Source organism: Flavobacterium sp. J49, from assembly GCF_011742145.1.
Classification (GTDB): Bacteria; Bacteroidota; Bacteroidia; order Flavobacteriales; family Flavobacteriaceae; genus Flavobacterium.
Window position 1 is genome coordinate 657,033 of record NZ_JAAQQU010000104.1, and the last position, 19,554, is coordinate 676,586.

Here is a 19,554-nt window from a genome sequence, read left to right on the forward strand (position 1 = left end):
TTTATAAAAATTAAAGATGAAAAAAATCATTTTGCTGGCTTGCATCGCTTTTACAGTGAATAGCCAGGCACAGTTATTAAACAAATTAAACAAAGCAAAAAACCAAGCTTCTCAAGCTTCAGAAGTTGTAGATAAAGCCAGTGAAGCCAAAGGCGGAAAAAAGAAAAAAGGCGGCGGCGGTTTCCCGACAGGTTTAAAATTAGATTGGACACAGTTCAAACAAACACCGGCGATAACCTTTAGCTCTCTTCTTTACGGAACCACGGCTGGTACCATTAACAGTTATACTGCGACTTTCATTCCTAACAAAACGGTTGATGGAAAAACAGTTCATCATTTTGAGAATCAGTCGGAGTATTTAAGAATCAAGGTGTTCAAAGACAATCAATACATGAACTATTTTGAATACTCCGGTAACCAAGTTTTTGATGACGGAAAGAAGACCAAGTTCAATGAGCCGACCAGTCGTTACCAACGTGATGGCGAATGGGTAGGACATTCAGAATCATTTATTACAGACTGGGGTCCGGGGAATTATCGTTTGGATTTTTATGCCGGTGACAAAATGTTTTATTCCTTCGACTTTGAATTGGTAAAATTAACCAATAATGATGCTTATGCGGCGATGAATGAAATGTATGTGGTTCGTGGTCCATGGAATAACTTTGCTTATTTAAATCATGCCGATACCGGGAATCTTCTTTTTGGATTCTACCTTACGCACGAAGAGTTTATGCCGAATCCGTCTAACAGCAGAAAAACGAATAAAAGTGTAAAATGGTCGGTAAATATGTTCAAAGACAACAAATTGTATGCACAACATTACGGTAACGGCCCAAACACAGCTCAAGTTGAGCAAGCCAAATGGAACGATAATCAATGTGCGTTCAAATTAGTGAACAAACCGGGTGAAATTAAATTTGCCGATTTAACGGATGGTAGTTACAGAATCGAATTGACTGTTGAAGGAGAAGCCAATCCAAGACTTTACAAATTCACGGTTAAAGACAAAAAAATAGTATTGATTCCGGAACAAGACCGATCTAAAAATACTGATCCAACCCGACTTATTGAAGGATGGAATGACTTCTTTTGGTTGAAACTAGAAAAGTAGTCAACAGTATTAAAGAAAAAGTTGTGTAATTATGGCTAATGATAATTGTAGTTGAAAGAATCATAATGCCTAACAATCATAATAATTGTGGTTTGAGACCCGACAGAAAATGTCGGGTTTCTTTTTTTTATGCTGTAGAGGTTGTAAATAAAAATTGAGGGATAACAATTCTTAAGAACACGAATAATCTTTAGTGTTTTAACCTTCTTTTATAGATGTTAAATCCCGCTCAGTTATCTAAGCGGGATTTTTTTGTTTATTCTAAAATAAAACTTACATCGATACTGCCATTGGTTAGCGGTACTTCTGAACCACCATTAAAGGCAATCATTGTGCCTGAGAAAGTAGCTTTAAATTTAGTATCAGTATTTACAGTTATGTTTGCATTTAAACCTCCGTCATAATCATCGCCATTATCATAATATTCAACCGAAATGATTGCACTTCCGGTATTATTTGCGTCAGCTTCTATAAAAATTACCTCCGAAGGGTCGTTTGCAGAACCAATATAACCAGTGATGTATTTTTCACCATTTGCTTCGTAAACGTCAATGTTTGTAAATGTCTTTGAAGTGCCATTGATTTTAAAAGTGATTTTTTCTCCACCACCCGATGAATCATCACTCGAACATGAGTTTAAGGAGAAGGTCAGAACAGCAACAGATAAGAATAAAAATAATTTTTTCATAAAATAAGGATTTAAGTTAATTCTGTCAAATATATATATTCCAAGTATTTAGAGATTTTTTTTCAACTTTTTTTCAATAAATATTATGTAGAAATTTCAAGCAAGTTTTTCGTTTATTTGCATACTGCGTTAGGGATTGCAGTGGAAATCCTTTTTAGTATGACTATTGTGTAACGGAAAGGGAAATGCAATACTAAAAATATTGGAACGGAAAGCCCGACCCTTATGGACACGAGGCTGAAAGCCGACTGCCTGAAGGGGAACGCCCAAAAATTAGTCTATGAAGAAAAACCAAAAACAAGCGGCGATAGGATTTATTTTTATCACGATGCTGATCGATATTACCGGTTGGGGCATTATTATTCCGGTGATTCCGAAGTTGATCAAAGAACTCATCAATGGCGATATCAGTGAAGCGGCCAAGTATGGCGGTTGGTTGACGTTTGCTTATGCGATTACCCAATTTGTTTTTGCGCCTTTAATAGGGAATTTGAGTGATAAGTATGGGCGCAGACCCATCATTTTGATTTCGCTTTTTGCTTTTGCGCTCGATTATTTGTTGTTGGCTTTTTCACCCACGATTGTTTGGCTTTTCATAGGAAGAATTATAGCAGGTTTGACCGGTGCGAGTATCACCACAGCCTCGGCTTATATTGCGGACGTCAGTACACCGGAGAATCGCGCGAAAAACTTCGGAATGATTGGCGCTGCTTTTGGTTTGGGCTTTATTATTGGTCCGGTGATTGGCGGTTTGTTAGGACAATTTGGTTCGAGAGTGCCGTTTTATGCGGCGGCGGGTTTGTGTTTGTTGAATTTTTTATACGGCTATTTTATTTTACCCGAATCGCTGCCCAAAAAGAACCGACGGGAGTTTGAATGGAAGAGAGCCAATCCGGTTGGCGCTTTGATCAACCTAAAAAAACATCCTTCTTTAATTGGGCTTATCCTTGCTATTTTTCTTTTGTATATAGGCTCGCATGCGGTACACAGCAATTGGAGTTTCTTTACCATGTACCGATTTGATTGGGATGAAAAAATGGTGGGAATTTCATTGGGCGTAGTTGGATTGCTTGTTGGATTAGTTCAAGGTGGATTGATTCGTTGGACGAGTCCAAGATTGGGTAATACGAAAAGTATTTATCTCGGATTGTCCTTATACACGATTGGCATGCTATTGTTTGCTTTCGCCACCGAGAGTTGGATGATGTTCGCTTTTCTGGTCCCTTATTGTCTAGGAGGCATTGCCGGACCGGCTTTACAATCAGAAGTTTCCGGTAAAGTTCCCGCTAACGAACAAGGCGAGATTCAGGGAACTTTAGCCAGTTTAATGAGTGCTTCTGCCATTATTGGTCCACCTATGATGACCAATACATTTTACTTTTTCACGCATGATGAAGCACCATTTCAGTTACCCGGAGCGCCTTTTCTTTTGGGTAGTTTTTTGATGTTGATTAGTACATTTTTGGCTTATTATTCAATGAAGAAACATTTTAAGCCAGCATGATTTAAATTATTTTAAATACAAACAGTGATTGTAGTAATCAATGATGGCTTTGCCCTCCAATAAGATATCAGCACCTATGATTCCGTCAACCGGTTTGGCCTTGTATTGGGTTAAGGCTTCATTTACGTGACTCATGTCAAAGATTACCAAATGGAGTTCCTCAGTTTGCCAACGGCCTATTTTTAAAGCGTTGTTCTTGGCAATCTTGGTCATCATTCCGGTTCCGCCGGCACCAGAAGCTTTGGTTTTTGATTTTCCGGCTTTAAGGTTGAATTTTTCAATACTGTCAAAACCAACGCAACTGTTAGAAGCACCGGTATCCAAAATAAAATTCCCCGAAACCCCATTGATAGTAGCTTTAATCAACAGGTGTTGGGTTTTGGAAACTTTAAAGTTGATTTTCTTGTATTTTTCTTTTCTCAGTACTTCCTGCAGGTTTTTCATGGCGCTTTATTGATTCTCAAATGTAATCTAAAATCCATTATCCTAAAAAATTATACTTAAACTTAGTACCTTTGCGCCTCAGAACCTTAGTGCCTTTAAACCCAATGATTTTAACCGATACGCATACGCATCTCTATTCCGAAGAATTTCAAAACGACCGCACCGAAATGATCCAACGTGCCATCGATGCCGGAGTTTCAAGATTTTTTGTGCCGTCCATTGATTCGACTTACACCCAAAAAATGTACGATTTGGAAGCCCAATTTCCCGACAACATTTTTTTAATGATGGGCTTGCATCCGTGTTATGTCAAACCGGAAACGTATCAGGAAGAATTGGCACATGTGGAAACCGAGTTGGCCAAAAGAAAATTCTACACTGTTGGAGAAATCGGCATCGATTTGTATTGGGACAAAACCACTTTGGCGATTCAGCAGGAAGCTTTTCAACGCCAAATCCAATTGGCTAAAAAATATAAATTAGCCATCAACATTCACTGTCGCGATGCCTTTGACGAAGTTTTTGAAGTTTTGGAAAGTGAAAAGGCAAGCGATTTATTCGGGATATTTCATTGTTTTACGGGTGATTTGGGTCAAGCCCAAAGAGCAATCGGTTTAAACATGAAGCTCGGAATTGGTGGCGTGGTCACTTTTAAAAACGGAAAGATAGACCAATTCTTAAATGAAATCGATTTACAACACATTGTCTTAGAAACGGATTCGCCCTATTTGGCACCGGTGCCTTTTCGCGGCAAGCGAAACGAAAGCAGCTATACCCAATTGGTAGCCGAAAAATTAGCCGAGATTTACCAACTTCCCATAGAAGAAATCGCCCGAATTACTACAGAAAATTCTAAAGCTATTTTTGGGATTTAACGAAGAAAACGTTATCAATTGACTTTTTTTTTGTTCTTTTGTTCATCAAAATTGAAAGATTCAATGCAGAAATTCGATTCTATTCGTCCGTTTTATGATACTGAAGTGAATGAAGCCATTCAATCTGCAGTCAATCATCCGATGATGAAAGCTTTAATGGGTTTCACATTTCCCGATGTGGACGAAGAAGTTTGGAAAAGCCAACTCAAAAAAACGCATTCCATCCGAGATTTTCAATGTAATTTTATATATCAGGCCGTTCAAAAAGTACTGAAAAAGAGTTCAGAAGGGTTAACCACTTCAGGGTTTGAAAAATTAGAGCCCAATACGTCTTATCTTTTTATTTCCAATCACCGAGACATTATACTCGACACTTCGTTGCTCAACGTTGCATTATTCGACCACGGATTAGTAATGACGGCTTCAGCCATTGGAGATAATTTGGTGCAAAAATCATTTCTGAAAACCTTATCCAAACTCAATAGAAACTTTCTGGTGCAACGCGGCTTACCGCCAAGAGAATTGCTCGAAAGTTCCAAATTGATGTCGGAATACATCGGTCAGTTATTGTTGCGCGAAAACCGGTCGGTTTGGATTGCCCAGCGCGAAGGCAGAACCAAAGATGGCAATGATGCTACGCATTCCGGCGTATTAAAAATGTTGGCGATGGGTTCGGATGAGCCTAAAATGTTGGATTATTTCAAAAAAATCAAAATCGTGCCGGTTTCTATTTCTTATGAATATGATCCAACCGATGCTTTGAAAATGCCACAGTTAATTGCGGAAGCCAAAAACGAAATTTACATCAAAGAAAAGAACGAAGATTTCGTCACCTTATTAAGCGGAATCATCGGTCAAAAGAAACGCATTCACATTCATATCGGTGATGTTTTAGATAAAGAAATAGACGCTATTGCGGCCGAATTTGACAACACCAACAAACAAATTCAAGCTTTGGCACAAGCCATAGACGATTCTATTTTGCAGAGTTATATGTTGTGGCCAACGAATTATATCGCCTATGATTTGTTGCACAAAACAGACCAATACAAAGCTTTTTATACCGAAAACGAAAAATCGCTTTTCGAGAGAAGATTGGAAATGAAAATTGACGAAAACAATCCGCAAATGGTGGAAAGTTTCTTGGCGATGTATGCCAATCCGGTGGTGAATAAATCCAAATATCAGAATGCAATCTAAACCTAACATACTTCTCATTTATACCGGTGGAACTATCGGGATGATGAAAGATTTTGAAACCGGTGCGCTAAAAGCTTTCAACTTCAAAAAGTTATTGCAAAAAATCCCGGAAATCAAACAATTAGATTGCAATATCGAAACGGTTTCTTTTGAAAAACCCATAGATTCTTCTAATATGAACCCTCAAAAATGGGTGAAGATTGCCTTGATTATCGAAGAAAACTATTCAAATTTTGATGGCTTTGTAGTGCTTCACGGTTCGGATACCATGTCGTATTCGGCCTCGGCTTTGAGTTTTATGTTGGAACATTTGAACAAACCTGTTGTTTTTACAGGTTCGCAATTGCCTATAGGAGATTTGAGAACGGATGCCAAAGAAAATTTGATTACCGCCATACAAATAGCTTCTTTACAACAAAAAGGCAAGCCGGTTATTCAGGAAGTCGGATTGTATTTTGAATACAAATTATACCGCGGCAATCGCACGACCAAAATCAATGCCGAACATTTTAATGCTTTTACCTCGCCCAATTATCCGCCTTTGGCAGAATCGGGTGTGCATTTGAACATCAATCCGAATGCGGTTTTACAAAAACAATCAAACAAAAAATTAGCGGTACACAAAGAACTCGATGACAATGTGGTGATTGTAAAAATGTTCCCCGGAATCAGCGAATCGGTTTTATCGGCTATTGTTTCAATTCCACATTTAAAAGGAATTGTTTTGGAAACTTATGGCTCAGGGAATGCGCCAACCGAAGATTGGTTCCTCCAAATTCTGAAAAAAGCCATCAAAAGCGGTTTGCATGTGGTAAATGTGACCCAATGCTCCGGCGGAAGTGTGAATATGGGTCAGTATGAAACCAGTACGCAACTCAAAAAAATAGGCGTCATTTCGGGAAAAGACATCACTACAGAAGCTGCGATTACCAAATTAATGTACCTAATCGGACAAAATGTAGCGCCAACAGTTTTCAAAACTATTTTTGAGACTTCTTTGCGTGGTGAAATGAATTGATAGGATTGACCGGTTTAATCCAATGACTTCAGACAAAACTTAGGTTACCTAAATTGAAATAAAAAAGCCGAAGTAATACTTCGGCTTTATCGCAGAGAGGAAGGGATTCGAACCCTCGATGCAGTTGCCCACATACAAACTTTCCAGGCTTGCTCCTTCAACCACTCGGACACCTCTCTAAAGTTTTGCGGATGCAAAGAACAGCATTTTTTTTCACTAAAAAAAATACAATAATCTATTTTTCCTATTCGTCCTAAAATAAAATCAACCGCGTCAATCCCTTTTGTTTTTTCAGCTGAAAAGGTGTACATTCGCTTATAGGATTCAGACCTTAAGTTTATGCGTATCAAACTCCTCATATCGATTTTTTTTATGACGCTGAGCAGCTTGGCTCAAGATGTCGCCAAAGATTTTGATGCTCCGGATTCACTTTACCGTGAAGACCAATTTTACCTAAACATCACTTACAATACATTGCAAAACCGTCCTGATGGTTTAAAGCAAAATAAGCTTTCACCGGGTTTGGCTTTAGGTTTTTTGCGCGACATGCCTTTGAACAAGAAACGAACAGTTTCTGTAGCAGCCGGATTGGGATATTCATTAGCGATTTACAATCAAAATATGGGAATTATTGATGTTGGAAACGAAACCACATACAGTATTTTGAATCCGGATGAGATTAGTTTTTCCAAAAATAAATTGGCATTGCATTATGTTGATGTGCCTATAGAGTTCAGATGGCGTAATTCAACACCCGAGAGTCATAAGTTTTGGAGGGTTCATCTTGGAGTCAAGTTGAGATATCTTTTTTATGACCAATACAAATTAGAATCTTCCCAAGGGAACTACAGTCAAACCAATTTAGCCGATTTAAATGATTTGCATTATGGTGTATACCTCACGACAGGATGGAATACTTGGAATTTATATGCTTACTACGGTTTAAATCCGTTGTTTAAATCTTCCGCTAAGATTGATGGGCAATCGATAGACATGAATACGGCCAACTTCGGGATCATGTTTTATATTCTATAGCCAAACGTAGAGCAATCCCAATTGGGGCAATAATCCACACAAAAATCCGATTAACAATTCTTTATTGGTGTGGGCTTTCATGACCAATCTTGAAGAAGCAACCAATCCGTTCAGAATTACCAAAAGAGCCATCAGATTGATAGTGTTGATTTCATTTTTAAGGCTAAGGCCAAAAGTAAAAATGGTCAATGCGCTAATGCCAATCATGTGAATACTGGCTTTTATTTTGGCATACAACAATAAAAAAGCAAAAACAGCACTCATAATTCCGCCCAAAAAGAAGAAGTATAGCGAAGGAAATCGATCAATCGTTATGCTTTTTTGAATCAAAATAGAGAGCAAAGCAATGTGTAGGATTAAGGGAATTTTGCGATGCGAAATATCCGAAAGCATAATGCTGTCAATTTTGCCAAAAGTTCTCAATAAATAGAAAAAAGCAATCGGCAACAAAAAAGTAATAATGATGATTTGCAGGAACAAAATCAGGTATTGGGCCATGGTAAAATACTTGGCGTCAAGCAATACATAAAAGACAGTTCCTAGTAATGGAACGAAAATAGGATGGAAGGCATACGAAAAAAAAGGAAGAATTTTTTTCAAGGTGATTTTGTTTAAATCTTTTTCCTCATTCTAGCCACTGGAATGTCTAGTAATTCTCTATACTTAGCAATGGTTCTTCGGGCAATAGGATAGCCTTTTTCTTTGAGAATGTCAGCCAATTGATCATCCGGAAGCGGTTTTGATTTGTCTTCTTCTTCAATAACGGTTTTCAGAATTTTTTTGATTTCAAGGGTAGAAACATCTTCGCCTTGGTCGTTTTTCATCGCTTCCGAGAAGAATTCCTTAATCAATTTTGTTCCATACGGTGTATCCACATATTTGCTGTTCGCCACACGTGAAACCGTTGAAATATCCAAACCAACCATATCCGCGATGTCTTTTAGAATCATCGGTTTCAGTTTGGTTTCTTCACCGTCTAAAAAGTATTCTTGTTGGAAATGCATAATGGCATTCATCGTCACAAAAAGTGTTTCCTGGCGTTGGCGAATCGCATCGATAAACCATTTGGCTGAATCTAGTTTTTGTTTGATAAATTGCACGGCATCTTTCTGAGAATGGGATTTGTCACGGGAATCTTTATACGTCTGTAACATTTCCTGATAATCTTTAGAAACATGGAGTGTTGGCGCATTTCTGCCGTTCAAAGTCAGTTCCAATTCACCATCAACAATTCTGATAGCAAAATCAGGAACGATTTGTTCCACCACACGACTGCTACTGTCAAAAGAACCGCCCGGTTTTGGATTTAGTTTTTCGATTTCCTCGATGGCTTTTTTCAAGCGTTCTTGGGTAATTTCGTATTTCTGTAGTAACTTTTCGTAGTGTTTTTTGGTAAAGGCATCAAATTGGTTTTCGAGGATGTCTATCGCCAATTCAACATATTCCGTAGGTGTTTTGTGTTTTAGTTGCAACAACAAACATTCCTGCAAGTCACGTGCACCAACGCCCGAAGGTTCTAGTTCGTGGATGATGTGGAGAATTTTCTCCACAACCTTTTCATCGGTATAAATCCCTTGGGTAAACGCCATGTCGTCAACCATATCGGGAATACTTCTGCGCAAATATCCGTCATCGTCTATGCTTCCCACTAAGAACTCAGCAATTTCACGCTGTTCATCTGTCAAGATAAAAGTATTCAACTGATTGATTAAATCCTGATGAAAACTAACCGGCGCGGCAAAAGGCATTTCACGGTCATCGTCGTCATCGCTATAGTTGTTGGACTGTAATTTGTAATCGGGTGTTTCGTCGTCGCTTAAATATTCGTCGATATTGATTTCGTCGGCACCAATGCTTTCATTGTCTTCATATTCATCGTAATCCTCATTGTTGTCAAACTCGTCTTTCTCATATAATTCTTCTTCGTCTTTACCACTTTCCAAAGCCGGGTTTTCGACCAATTCCTCTTTAAGCCTTTGTTCAAAAGCTTGCGTAGGCAATTGAATTAACTTCATCAGCTGGATTTGCTGTGGAGATAATTTTTGAGAGAGTTTTAGATTTAGAAATTGTTTTAACATTGTTGTCGGTTGTCGGTTGTCGGTTGTCGGTTGGCTGTTTTTAACAGATAACGGAGAACAGACAAAAGTTATTAAAATTCTGCATTCTGAGGCGTTCTCGGGAAAGGAATTACGTCTCTGATGTTGGTCATTCCCGTTACGAAAAGCACCAATCTTTCAAAGCCTAATCCGAATCCTGAGTGTACAGCCGAACCAAATCGACGGGTATCTAAATACCACCACAATTCTTCTTCATCAATACCAATCGCTTTCATTTTTTCGACCAAAACATCGTAACGTTCTTCTCTTTGCGAACCGCCAACGATTTCACCAATGCCCGGGAATAAAATATCCATAGCGCGAACGGTTTCTTTGCCCGGTTCGGTATTGTCATTCAAGCGCATGTAAAACGCTTTAATTTTGGCCGGGTAATCAAATAAAATTACCGGACACTTAAAGTGTTTTTCCACTAAGAAGCGTTCGTGCTCCGATTGTAAATCGGCACCCCATTCTTCGATTAAATATTGGAATTTCTTCTTTTTATTCGGAGTAGAATCTCTTAAAATATCAATCGCTTCGGTGTAAGATACGCGTTTAAAGTCATTGTTCAACACAAAGTTTAATTTCTCTAACAAAGCCATTTCGCTGCGTTCTGCTTGTGGTTTTTGTTTTTCCTCGTCTAACAATCTTCCTTCTAAGAATTTCAAATCATCGGCACATCTTTCAACCGCATAGTTGATGACAAACTTGATGAAATCTTCTGCCAAGTCCATGTTGTCCACTAAATCATTAAAAGCCACTTCCGGTTCAATCATCCAAAATTCCGCTAAGTGACGCGAAGTATTCGAATTTTCCGCACGGAATGTTGGTCCGAATGTATAAATCTGACCCAAAGCCATCGCAAAAGTTTCGCCTTCTAATTGTCCCGAAACGGTAAGGTTGGTGTGTTTTCCGAAGAAATCTTTTTTGTAATCGATTTGACCGTCTTCGGTTCTTGGCAAACTATCCAAAGGCAAGGAAGTCACTTGGAACATTTCACCTGCGCCTTCCGCATCAGCACCGGTAATCACCGGCGTGTTGACATACACAAATCCTCTATCCTGGAAATAGGTATGAACCGCATGCGCCAATACCGAACGCACACGCATAATGGCTCCGAACGCATTGGTACGCACACGTAAATGTGCATTTTCTCTGAGGAATTCCAAAGAGTGTTTCTTAGGTTGCATTGGGAATTTCTCCGCATCGCAATCGCCTAAGATTTCCAATTGGGCCACTTGGATTTCATATTTTTGTCCGGCACCTTGGCTTTCCACCAATTTTCCGGTCAAAGCCACAGCTGTTCCGGTGTTGATTCTTTTCAAAGTTTCTTCCGGTGTGTTTTCAAAATCGACCACACACTGTAAGTTATGAATAGTTGAACCATCGTTCAACGCGATAAATTGATTGTTTCTAAAAGTTCTTACCCAACCTTTTACGGTTACTTCATAGTTCGTTTTCTCGCTGCTTAGTAAGTCTTTAACTTTTGAATGTTTCATTTAAATAGCTGATATTAAATTTTAAAGATTTAGATTGTCTATAATCTAAACGCAAATATAAATTATTTATTGTTTTTTTCTAACTCGTCAATCTCTTCGTCTGTATGTTCCAAGATATCGATGGTTGGTTCCGGTAATTCCTGTTGGTTGGCCAAAGTTTTGTTTAACGTCAGTACCAATGATGGTAACAAAACCAAATTCGACAACATACCGAAGAACAAGGTCAGCGCCACTAAGCCGCCAAGCGCTACTGTTCCGCCAAAACTCGACAACATAAACACCGAGAAGCCGAAGAACAAAATGATGGAAGTGTAGAACATACTCGTTCCGGCATCGTCAAAAGTGGCATAAACCGATTTTTTGATTTTCCAATCGTTTCGCGATAATTCCAGTCGGTATTGGGCTAAGAATCGCAAAGTGTCATCTACCGACATACCGAATGCAATTCCGAATACTAACAATGTTGACGGTTTTAAAGGAATGCCTAAAAATCCCATCAAACCTGCGGTCATCAATAACGGCAATAAATTTGGAATAATCGAAACCAAAACCATTTTGAACGAACGGAACATGATGGCGACCAATCCGCCGGTTAGGAAGAAGGCAAACAACAAAGAAGAGAGCAAGTTGTCTAACAAATATTTCGTTCCTTTTTGGAACACCGAAGGCTTTCCGGTGATGATGACTTCGTATCGCGGTTCGGGGAAAATTTTATTGACTTTGTTGCGAATATGGGCTTCGATGGCCTCCATTCTTTCACCGTTTTCGTCTTTGATAAAAGTGGTAATTCTGGCCACACTTCCATCCGAAGAGAGGTAACTTTTCAGCTGGTTGTCTTTGGAATTTTTGAGTGAATTTTTGATATACGGCAACAAGAACATTTCCTCATTTGGCGAAGGCAAAGTGTAAAAATCAGGATTGCCGTTATAGTAAGCTTGGTTAAAACTTTTGGCAATATTAACAATCGATAAAGGTTTGGAAAGCTCAGGAATATCGGTAATGGTTTGCTCCAAATCTTCCATTCTTCTCAGATTGGTGAGCTTCATGGCGCCGTTTTTCTTTTTGGTATCAATCATGATTTCCAAAGGCATCACACCGTCAAACTCTTTTTCAAAGAAACGAATGTCATCGTAAAAAGACGTATTTTTAGGCATGTCTTCAATGATACTACCCGAAACTTTGATTTTGCCAATGCCAATAATCCCAAAGACCAGCAGGCAAATCGCCGTTACATATACGCCAAGGCGATTGTATTTTACTGTTCTGACAATCCATCTCAAAAAAGAAGTCAACGATTCTCTTTCCAAATGCCCCAAGTGTCTTGGAATTGGCGGCGGAATATAGCTGAAGAAGATAGGAATCAGTAATAAGCTCAAGGTATAAATCGCCAAAATATTGATAGTGGTTACAACACCAAACTCTCTTAGTAAAACATTATTGGTGGCAATAAAGGTGGCAAAACCAACTGCTGTGGTGATATTGGTCATCAACGTTGCTGTTCCGGTTTTGGTGATTACGCGTTGTAATGCTTTGGCTTTATTCGAATGTTTGTGGTATTCCTGATGGTATTTGTTGATAAAGAAAATACAATTTGGGATTCCGATAACGATCACCAAGGTTGGCACCAATGCCGTCAATACGGTGATTTCATAACCCAAAGCACCCATGATTCCGAAAGACCACATAACGCCGATAATTACCACGAGTAAAGAAATCATAGTAGCGCGGAATGAACGGAAAAAATAGAAGAAAATAAGTGACGTAATCAACAAAGCGGCGCCAATAAACAAACCGATTTCGTCAATAATCGTCTTGGCATTCAGCGTTCGGATATAAGGCATGCCCGAAGTATGCAGGTCAATACTGGTTGCTTTTTTGAACTTCTCAATCGCCGGAATCAAATCGTTTAAAACGTAGTCTTTTCGGGCTTTGGTGTTGACGATTTTTTTGTCCAAATAAATCGCTGAGCGAATCGCACCGGTTTTTTTATTGTATAACAAACCTTCGTAAAAAGGTAATTTGGTGAATAATTCGGTTTGAATTTGCTTCAAATATTGCTCATCCTGTACTTTACTTTCATCCACCAAAGGCTTTAGTTCGAAAGTTTCTAAGGAATCATTTTTCGTCAGTTTTTGCAAATTGTCTACCGAAACGACCAAGGTAACTTCTTTATGCGATTTGATTTCGGTCATCAATTCGCTCCAGGCTTGGTATACTTTTGGGGTAAATAATTTTTTGTCTTTGGTAGCAATGACAATCAAATTGCCTTCTTCGCCAAAGTGGTTCAGGAATTTATTGTAATCAACGTTTACTTTGTCATCGGCCGGAATTAAGTTGGCTTCAGTTTGGGTGAACCTGATGTTTTTCCATTGTGTGCCAAGCAAAATTGTAATCAAGACGATGCCAACTATAATAGCAATCCTATTCCTCAATATAATTCGGGCGATAAATTCCCAAAAACCAATGCCTAACAACTTTTTCATAAAACCTAAAATGGGTTGCAAAGGTAATCAAAACCTTAAAATTTTTAGACTGATTGACACAAAGATTTACTTAATTTAACGTCGATTTGTGAATGCATTTTAAATTATTGTTATTAGCTAAAAAAAATCAAAAAAAATAGCCTGCTTTTTAGCATCTTTGTAGGCACATGTACAGCACAACGGAATGAGGAATTTAAAAAACACTTTATTTTATTTATTCGTAACCGGTGGTTTTGGCTACTTAATGTACTGGATAATTGAACAAGGAAAGCTATTAGAAGTTGGCCGAAAAATTGTTTCGCCTTCATCAGCAGACAGCCAGTGGATTCAGTTCTTGAGTTCGTTATTCCACAATCTACAGCATCCGTTAGCGTTGTTGCTTTTCCAAATTATCACCATTGTTTTGGTCGCCAGGATCTTTGGCTGGATTTTTAGAAAAATTGGTCAGCCCTCCGTGATTGGTGAAATCATAGCCGGAATTGTCCTCGGGCCATCGTTGTTCGGACTCTATTTCCCGGAGATGAAAGAAGCCCTTTTCCCATTGGAATCATTGGGCAATCTCCAAATGCTAAGCCAAGTCGGTTTAATCCTCTTTATGTTTGTGATTGGAATGGAATTGGATTTAAAAGTCCTCAAAAATAAAGCGAACGATGCGGTTGTGATTAGCCATGCGAGTATCGTTATTCCGTTTGCCTTGGGAATCGGCTTGTCTTATTTCATCTACCATCAATTTGCGCCCGCCGGTGTTGAGTTTTTGTCTTTTGGACTGTTCATGGGAATCGCCATGAGCATTACTGCATTTCCTGTTTTAGCACGCATTGTTCAAGAGCGCGGGATTCACAAAACGCGATTGGGAACCATAGTCATTACTTGTGCGGCAGCCGATGACATCACGGCTTGGTGTATATTAGCGGCTGTTATTGCCATTGTAAAAGCAGGCAGTTTTGTCAGTTCGTTGTACATCATCGGACTGGCTTTTTTATATGTTTTGGCGATGCTTTTTGTGGTAAAACCGTTCCTCAAACGAATCGGTGATTTGTATGGTAAGAAAGACAACATCAAGAAATCGGTAGTTGCCATTTTTCTTTTAACCTTAATTGTTTCGGCCTATGTAACCGAAATCATTGGGATTCATGCGTTATTTGGCGCTTTTATGATGGGTGCGATTATGCCCGACATCAGTAAGTTCCGAAATGTTTTTATCGAAAAGGTAGAAGATGTTTCCGTAATTATATTATTGCCGTTGTTTTTTGTATTCACCGGTTTGCGCACAGAAATCGGATTGATTAATGAACCTTATTTGTGGAAAGTAACCGGTTGTATTATTGCAGTGGCCGTCGTTGGAAAGTTCTTAGGAAGTGCTTTAGCAGCAAGGTTTGTAGGTCAGAGTTGGCGCGATAGTTTGACCATAGGCGCATTGATGAATACCCGAGGATTGATGGAATTGGTGGTGTTGAATATTGGTTACGAATTGGGTGTGCTTTCGCCGCAAGTCTTTACCATGATGGTGATTATGGCTTTGGTGACGACGTTTATGACCGGACCGGCTTTGGATATCATCAACTTTATTTTCAAGACCAAAGACATTATCATTCCGTCTGAGGTAAAGAAGAATTCAAAGTTCAAAATCCTGATTTCTTTTGGTAACAATGAAAAAGGAAAATCGCTCTTGCGCTTGGCCAACAGTTTGGTGAAAGGCCAACCCGAAGCTTCTAATATTACCGCCATGCATTTGACGATGAGCGACGATATGCATGCTTTTAATATTGAAGAATACGAAAAGGAAACCTTTGAACCGATAGTCAAAGAATCGAAAAAGCTCAACCAGCAAATTACCACCATTTTCAAAGCCACCGGAGACATTGAAACCGATATAGCCGATGTGGCCTTGGAAGGAAAATACGACTTGGTTTTGGTGGGTTTAGGAAAATCAATTTTTGAAGGAACGATTTTAGGAAAAGTGCTTGGATTTACTTCTCGCATCATCAATCCGGACCGATTGTTAGACAAATTCAAAGGAAAAGAAGGCTTGTTTGAAAATTCTCCTTTTGACGAAAGAACCCGTTTGATTATCTCTAAAACCAAAACACCGCTCGGGATTTTAATTGATAAAGATTTGCAGCAAGTCAACAAAGTATTTCTGGGGATTTACAGTGTAGGCGATGTTTTTTTGGTGGACTATGCCCAAAAATTAATGCAGAACAATAACGCTCAAGTCACCATTTTAGATCATAATGGCCATACCAAAAACAATTTCCTCATTCAAAACTCTTTAGAAGCTTTGGAACAAAAACACGGCGATAAGTTTGATGTATTCAACCCAAAGCAAATTACGAAGTCTTTTTTGGCCGAACAGGATTTGGTGATTTTTAGTTTAGAAACTTGGAAGAAATTAGTAGACGATGAGGTTTCTTGGTTACAAGATATTCCTTCGGTGTTGATCGTGAAGCCTTAATTTAAAATCCCAAATCCAACACAAAACTCAACTTAATCGCGATATTGTCTTCCAATCGCGGCAATTGGTTTGGGCCATAACGGTAAAATCCGGTCAAGCCGAAACCTTTATAAATTTGGTTCAATTCGATACCCGATTCAAAAAAACCTTCGTTTAAAGTTTTGTATTCGATGCCAATATGGTGCTCAGGATTTTTTAAATCGCCCCAAGCCATTCGCGTGACCAAAACCAAAGAAGGCTTTACTTTTTTAAACAATTCCACGCGTTTGAAACCGTGTTTGAATTGCAACATCACAAATTCACTCGAGAAAAACTCATTGAAATACATCGTCTCAAAACTGTTTTTACCGGCAATAGTGATTCTTTGCAATAGGTTGTCTTTGGTCAAATTGTTCGGCGAAGTATTGTACAAATGCGTCAAAGGCAAGTCGCCAAAAACATAACCGGCTTGGAGTAAAACCGCCGATTTTTGTCCGTTTAAATATTTCTTTTCATAGTCAATTCGGAAGTCAATTTTGCCAAACTCAAAGTCGTTGTTGAAAAGGTTAGACAATGATTTGGTAAACTGAAAGGTGAATTTCGGATAGCGTTTTTCAAATTCGATTTTGCCATTTGGGGTTTGCATATAATTGCTAAAAGGATTCCACTGAATCGAAACCATGGCAGAAGTCATCGCAAATTCGCGGTATAGTTTGTCTTCGTAAACAAAAGTATAATTAAACAATGGGGTAATATCGCTATGGATAATTTGCCATATACTTTCGGTTTTTGGAATGATTTTGGTTTCTACAAAAGCACGCCAAGTTTGGTGGTTGTAAAAGGTACTAAGGTTAATTGGTCGCGGATCATAGAGCTTGAAAACCCGTTTGTCAATGGCAAAATTGGTGCTCGCAATCTCCCGAACATCATCGGTAAAAGTACCACCAATCCAAGAGTTAGAAAAGTTCCCAACACGAATCGCTCCACCCAAGTGGTATTTGATGTCATCGTCTTTCAAACCGTAAGCGGTATAGCCTTCTAAGCGAAATCTTTTGGAAAATTGTTCATTGGTTACACCACCGATTCCGAAACGGAAACCTTCATAATTGTTATAACTCAGTAAATAGCGCAAATCAAAATCAAACGGTCCAAATGGCGCATAGCCGTTGATGATTTTTCGACCAAACTTGATTTTCTTTTCGATATTTTCTTTGGTCACCACACTGTCTAAAACCACATAGGTTCTCCGGCTGCGAAGATTCAAACTGTCTTTACGGTTTTCGCGCCAAAAAGCTTCGTCTTTGTTGTTAGCATTAGGTTTGACATCAATTGCGATAGAAGATTTTCTGATTTTTAAATCGTTATTGATTTTCAAATCATAAACTTCCATTTCCGAAGTAAGATAAGTGAAATCGGAAGCGTTTTTCTTAGAGTCATTCTCGTCATTTTCTGCGGCAAATTCAATTCGGCCATTTAAAATAGCTGTCGGTTCTTTGCTTTTGCCTTTGACAATTTTGAAGTTTTTATGCATTGGAAACCAAAGATTTTCTTCGGCTAAATAATTGAATTCATGAATGCCGGTAATATTGAGAACGCCACGAATTCGCATAACTGCTTTGGCGATGGCAAAGTTCTGGCTATCCACATAAAGCAAACCTTCCAAGCCTTTGCGGCTGATTTTATTTTTGAAATAAATGACAATTACTTCACGATTGCTGATAGCAGTGGTGTCTAAGATTTTATAGCGGTATTCTTTAAGGGCATTGTCGGCAATCGGGCTTTTGTATTTGGTTTCAAAAAGTTCGTATTTGTCATCATATACCGAAGCTGATTGTAGACCAAATCCCAAAAGCTCATAAATAGGCTCTTTAAAACCGGCCATTTTGGTGCCGAGAATGGTTTCTTTGAGGATGGGTTTTTCAAATTGGAACTGAGAAACCTTTTCGGTTAGGAACAAATGCTGCTTGTCGATTATTTTTTTGAACTTATAGTCAGAAGAATCGATTTTGACAATTTTATCTTTGGTTAGTTTGTTGACAAAAACAGTGTCGATTTTCCCGGAAATCGAATCGGGATTGGCACTCACCAATAATTTGTTATAGGTTTTATACTCAAATGTTTTGAGTTTTTTTTGCGGATTATTAGCGTTCTTGTTTTGGATGACTTTTGTTATAATGCCCAAAGCCGGATTTTCATTAGAAATAATCACTTCACTCAGCGCGTCTGTCTTGGGCGAAAGCCAAATGGTAAAAAAGTTTCTTTGTTCATAAAGAGAAAGTGTTTGCGCGGTATAGCCGACATAGGTTATGGTCAGTGTTTCGGGCGGAGTCGTTGACAGCAAAAGGAATTTCCCATCTACATCTGTGATGGTAGCTGTGCCGGTTTCGGTTGTAACTGTGGCAAACGGTAAGGCTTTTTTGGTTTCGATATCTTTGACCACACCATTGACTTGAAATTGAGCCTGAAGCGACAGGGTGAAAAAGAGCAATAAAAAAAGTAGTGGCTTCATTAGGAATGGGTTGGCACAAATCGCCTACAAAAATAGGGATAAAAAAATCCGTACAAGACGGATTTTAATATTGAATTAACAAAAGTTACACTTTCATAATTTCGGCTTCTTTGATGGCCAAATGTTCCTCTACTTTTTTGATGAAAGCATCGGTTAGTTTTTGAACATCATCTTCGGCCGTTTTACAAATGTCTTCCGAAGTGCCTTCTTTCTCTAATTTTTTGATTTCGGTATTCGCGTCTTTACGCGCATTTCTGATTCCGATTTTGGCGTCTTCTGCTTCTGCTTTGGCTTGTTTTACCAAGTCGCGTCTTCTCTCTTCGGTCAAAGCCGGAACACTGATGATAATGTTGTCACCATTGTTCATCGGGTTGAAACCCAAATTAGCAATCATAATGGCTTTTTCAATAGGATGTAGCATGCTTTTTTCCCAAGGCGTCACAGTGATAGTTCTCGCATCGGGTACATTGATATTGGCTACTTGGGATAAAGGCGTTTGTGAGCCATAATAATCTACAAAAACACCCCCCAACATTTGAGGCGACGCTTTTCCGGCACGGATGTTTAAAAATTCTTTTTCTAAATGCGCAATAGAGCCATTCATGGACTCTTTTGTGCTGTCTAAAATAAATTCAATTTCTTCCATTTTTTAATT

General features: G+C 38.8%; 15 protein-coding genes and 1 tRNA gene. 7 read left to right on the plus strand and 9 right to left on the minus strand.

The genetic code is table 11. The features are described 5' to 3' along the window. Positions 1–16: 16 nt before the first annotated feature. Positions 17–1,114 (plus strand): hypothetical protein, encoded by a 1,098-nt coding sequence (locus HA632_RS09525; protein WP_176306940.1) that lies wholly within the window; start codon positions 17–19, stop codon positions 1,112–1,114. Positions 1,115–1,370: 256 nt separating this feature from the next. Here the strand turns inward: HA632_RS09525 and HA632_RS09530 are convergent, their stop codons facing one another. Continuing rightward, positions 1,371–1,802 (minus strand): hypothetical protein, encoded by a 432-nt coding sequence (locus HA632_RS09530; RefSeq protein ID WP_176306941.1) that lies wholly within the window; start codon positions 1,800–1,802, stop codon positions 1,371–1,373. A gap of 280 nt (positions 1,803–2,082) precedes the next feature. Here HA632_RS09530 and HA632_RS09535 point away from each other — a divergent pair, with 280 nt between their 5' ends. Then, positions 2,083–3,306, plus strand: coding sequence for a TCR/Tet family MFS transporter (locus HA632_RS09535; protein ID WP_176306942.1), 1,224 nt, complete (start codon positions 2,083–2,085; stop codon positions 3,304–3,306). Between the two features lie 6 nt (positions 3,307–3,312). Here the strand turns inward: HA632_RS09535 and HA632_RS09540 are convergent, their stop codons facing one another. Further along, positions 3,313–3,750 (minus strand): retropepsin-like aspartic protease, encoded by a 438-nt coding sequence (locus tag HA632_RS09540; protein WP_176306943.1) that lies wholly within the window; start codon positions 3,748–3,750, stop codon positions 3,313–3,315. A 104-nt stretch (positions 3,751–3,854) separates the two neighbouring features. Here HA632_RS09540 and HA632_RS09545 point away from each other — a divergent pair, with 104 nt between their 5' ends. The 3 genes from HA632_RS09545 to HA632_RS09555 all read left to right on the plus strand — a co-directional run bounded on the left by HA632_RS09545 (position 3,855) and on the right by HA632_RS09555 (position 6,843). Further along, the gene (locus HA632_RS09545) at positions 3,855–4,625 is read left to right on the plus strand and encodes a TatD family hydrolase (protein WP_176307180.1); all 771 of its coding nucleotides are present in this window, start codon (positions 3,855–3,857) and stop codon (positions 4,623–4,625) included. 63 nt (positions 4,626–4,688) lie between these two features. Then, positions 4,689–5,825 (plus strand): 1-acyl-sn-glycerol-3-phosphate acyltransferase, encoded by a 1,137-nt coding sequence (locus tag HA632_RS09550; protein WP_176306944.1) that lies wholly within the window; start codon positions 4,689–4,691, stop codon positions 5,823–5,825. Continuing rightward, positions 5,815–6,843: an asparaginase gene (locus HA632_RS09555; RefSeq protein ID WP_176306945.1), complete on the plus strand. Its 1,029-nt coding sequence runs from the start codon at positions 5,815–5,817 to the stop codon at positions 6,841–6,843. Before HA632_RS09550 ends, HA632_RS09555 begins: the two co-directional genes overlap by 11 nt. Positions 6,844–6,935: 92 nt before the next feature. Here HA632_RS09555 and HA632_RS09560 read toward each other — a convergent pair. Then, positions 6,936–7,022, minus strand: a tRNA-Ser gene (locus tag HA632_RS09560). A 193-nt stretch (positions 7,023–7,215) separates the two neighbouring features. Between HA632_RS09560 and HA632_RS09565 the strand changes: the two genes are divergently transcribed. Next, positions 7,216–7,878 carry a porin family protein gene (locus tag HA632_RS09565; protein WP_228778771.1) on the plus strand — a complete coding sequence of 221 codons (663 nt, stop codon included), beginning with the start codon at positions 7,216–7,218 and terminating at the stop codon, positions 7,876–7,878. On the opposite strand, the gene HA632_RS09570 is transcribed toward HA632_RS09565, so the two are convergent. From HA632_RS09570 to HA632_RS09585, 4 genes are all read right to left on the minus strand, one after another. Then, a complete protein-coding gene (locus HA632_RS09570; RefSeq protein ID WP_176306947.1) occupies positions 7,873–8,478 on the minus strand; it encodes a hypothetical protein in 606 nt (201 codons plus the stop codon). The two genes, HA632_RS09565 and HA632_RS09570, sit on opposite strands and share 6 nt — an antisense overlap. 11 nt (positions 8,479–8,489) lie before the next feature. After that, a complete protein-coding gene (gene rpoN / locus HA632_RS09575; protein WP_176306948.1) occupies positions 8,490–9,956 on the minus strand; it encodes an RNA polymerase factor sigma-54 in 1,467 nt (488 codons plus the stop codon). A 71-nt stretch (positions 9,957–10,027) separates the two neighbouring features. Beyond that, complete coding sequence (gene asnS / locus HA632_RS09580; RefSeq protein ID WP_176306949.1) at positions 10,028–11,473, minus strand: asparagine--tRNA ligase; 1,446 nt, start codon at positions 11,471–11,473, stop codon at positions 10,028–10,030. Between the two features lie 62 nt (positions 11,474–11,535). Continuing rightward, positions 11,536–13,956, minus strand: coding sequence for an RND family transporter (locus HA632_RS09585; RefSeq protein ID WP_176306950.1), 2,421 nt, complete (start codon positions 13,954–13,956; stop codon positions 11,536–11,538). 184 nt (positions 13,957–14,140) lie between these two features. Between HA632_RS09585 and HA632_RS09590 the strand changes: the two genes are divergently transcribed. Continuing rightward, complete coding sequence (locus HA632_RS09590) at positions 14,141–16,411, plus strand: cation:proton antiporter (protein WP_176306951.1); 2,271 nt, start codon at positions 14,141–14,143, stop codon at positions 16,409–16,411. A 1-nt stretch (position 16,412) separates the two neighbouring features. Here HA632_RS09590 and HA632_RS09595 read toward each other — a convergent pair whose 3' ends face one another. After that, positions 16,413–18,899, minus strand: coding sequence for a DUF5686 family protein (locus HA632_RS09595; RefSeq protein ID WP_176306952.1), 2,487 nt, complete (start codon positions 18,897–18,899; stop codon positions 16,413–16,415). An 85-nt stretch (positions 18,900–18,984) separates the two neighbouring features. Beyond that, a complete protein-coding gene (gene frr / locus HA632_RS09600; RefSeq protein WP_176306953.1) occupies positions 18,985–19,545 on the minus strand; it encodes a ribosome recycling factor in 561 nt (186 codons plus the stop codon). Between the last annotated feature and the right edge of the window lie 9 nt (positions 19,546–19,554).